This is a genomic window from Pseudactinotalea sp., assembly GCF_048594945.1.
Taxonomy (GTDB): Bacteria; Actinomycetota; Actinomycetes; order Actinomycetales; family Beutenbergiaceae; genus Pseudactinotalea.
In genome coordinates this window covers 1-1931 of sequence record NZ_JBMDXJ010000441.1, presented here as the reverse complement: position 1 = coordinate 1931, position 1931 = coordinate 1, and the positions used below count along the sequence as shown (strand labels likewise).

General features: G+C 69.6%; 2 protein-coding genes, 1 tRNA gene and 1 pseudogene. 1 reads left to right on the top strand and 3 read right to left on the bottom strand.

Annotation, left to right across the window (positions count from 1 at the left end):
- Together ACOJSN_RS20115 and ACOJSN_RS20110 are read right to left on the bottom strand one after the other, a co-directional pair.
- Positions 1 to 953, bottom strand: a 953-nt coding sequence (locus ACOJSN_RS20115) for a DUF6777 domain-containing protein (RefSeq protein ID WP_420114260.1), incomplete at its 3' end; no start/stop codon positions are given.
- Between the two features lie 95 nt (positions 954 to 1048).
- Positions 1049 to 1555, bottom strand: a complete 507-nt coding sequence (locus tag ACOJSN_RS20110) for a YajQ family cyclic di-GMP-binding protein (protein WP_420114259.1) — start codon at positions 1553 to 1555, stop codon at positions 1049 to 1051.
- Between the two features lie 87 nt (positions 1556 to 1642).
- Between ACOJSN_RS20110 and ACOJSN_RS20105 the strand changes: the two genes are divergently transcribed.
- A tRNA-Tyr gene (locus tag ACOJSN_RS20105) sits at positions 1643 to 1724 on the top strand.
- A 63-nt stretch (positions 1725 to 1787) separates the two neighbouring features.
- Here the strand turns inward: ACOJSN_RS20105 and ACOJSN_RS20100 are convergent.
- Positions 1788 to 1931, bottom strand: a pseudogene (locus ACOJSN_RS20100) (IS481 family transposase); the annotation flags it as partial.

Sequence of the window (1931 nt, the reverse complement as noted above, 5' to 3'; positions counted from 1 at the left end):
TCGAGCATCGGGGTGGTCTCGAGCGCCACGGTCCAGTCCACGCCGTCGGGGCTGGTCTGGATGCTCCCGGCGAGGGGCTCCGGCTCGAGGGAGACCTGGGCGTGGTTGGAGGACGTGGCGAGGTACACGCCGTCGACAGCTGTGGTGCCGCCTACGGGGATCTCGACGAGATCGCCGGTGGCCAGGTCCGCGACCGTGAACCCGGACAGGTCGGCCGGGGCGGGAGTGACCGTGACCACGCGTTGCAGGTCGAGCCCGTCCCATGCGGTCCCGATCGTGTCGGCTCCGATCGCGGATCCCGAGAACCGCGGTGGGAGCAGGGGGTTGCCGCACGCGCATCGCACGACCGGGAGGCCGCGCGCGTCGACCAGAATCGCCGTGCCGGCCTGCAGCAGGGACTGGTGCGCGGTGGCGGCGCCGGCAGCGAAGCCGTGGTTGGTGACCAGCGTGTCCACGGTGAGCACCACCGCCGTCAGCCCGGCCACGTACTCCGGAATGCTCTCCGCCGCGATGCCGATCACGCCCGACCACGCGGCGGCCTTGACACCGTCGGCCACGAGGTAGTCCACGAGCGCGCTCGGGTCGCACGCGCTCAGCTCACCGGAGCCGCCGTACAGGCCGGGCGCGGCGGCCGGCACCTGCGCGGCTCCGGTGGTGCTGTCCGTGGCGGCCTGCTGCGTGATCTCCACGGTGCGGGCCACGATCGTGTCGCTGAACACGGCGTCGACGTCGTGCTCCGGTGCGACCACCGATGCCGTGAAGGGATCCTCACCCGCGCGCGTGGCCGACTCGAGGCGGAGGGTTGCAGGTGCGCCGTCGGTGTCGGACTGGGGTGCGAGCAGCAGCGATCGGAGCCAGAAGCCACCTCCGACCGCGAGCGCGAGTGCGACCACGACGAGGGCAGCGATGACCCCGCGCCTGCGCGCAGGAGGGGTCGCGTCGGTCTCGGTCATGCGGGGCTGCCTTCCGGTGCACAGAAGTGTCAGGTCCCCGACCGGCGGCTGCCGTGTGGCCGAGCGTAGTGGCTGGGCGCCTCGCGCAGAAGGGGTCAGCGGCGGTTGGTGAACTGCAGCGCCGCCTCGATCTTGTCGTCGGCCTCGGCCTTCTTGAGCAAGGAGATCACGGCCTGGAGGTCGTCGCGGGACTTCGAGCTCACGCGGACCTCGTCGCCCTGGATCTGGGTCTTGACGCCCTTCGGGCCCTCGTCGCGGATCAGCTTGGTGATCTTCTTGGCGTCCTCGCTGGACAGGCCCTCCTTGAGCGCCCCGCCGAGCTGGTACTCCTTGCCGGAGGGCTGGGGCTCGCGGTCCCCGAGGTCGAGTGCCTTGAGCGAGACGCCGCGGCGGAACAGCTTCGACTCGAACACGTCCACGATCGCCGTGACCCGGTCCGCCGAGTTCGCCTTCATCACCACGGACTCGCCCGACCAGGCGATCGAGGCGCCGACGTTGCGGAAGTCGTACCGCTGCGCGATCTCCTTGGCGGTCTGGTTGAGCGCGTTGTCGACCTCCTGGCGGTCGACCTTGCTCACGACGTCGAACGAGCGGTCAGCCATGTCGGGCTCCTGTCCTGCATCGGTGGTCCCCGCGTTCGGGAACCGGCTCCTGACTTGCTATCCTTCCATCCGGTCGCACGCGACCTCGGCGGGTTACCCGAGTGGCCAAAGGGAGCTGACTGTAAATCAGCCGCGTTACGCTTCGCAGGTTCGAATCCTGCACCCGCCACACTGTGATGTCGCAGGACATCGGAATGGCCTGAACCCACGGATCGTGGGTTCAGGCCATTCGTCATCGTGGGTGTTGGGGCTGGTAGTCGCGGGTGGGGTCGATGGTGAGCTCGCGCAGGATCTCGCCGGTGGTGGCGTTGATGACGCGGACGTGGAGGTCTTGGGCCAGGATCAGCACGCGGGTTCGGGCGTGGGTTCGGCCGAT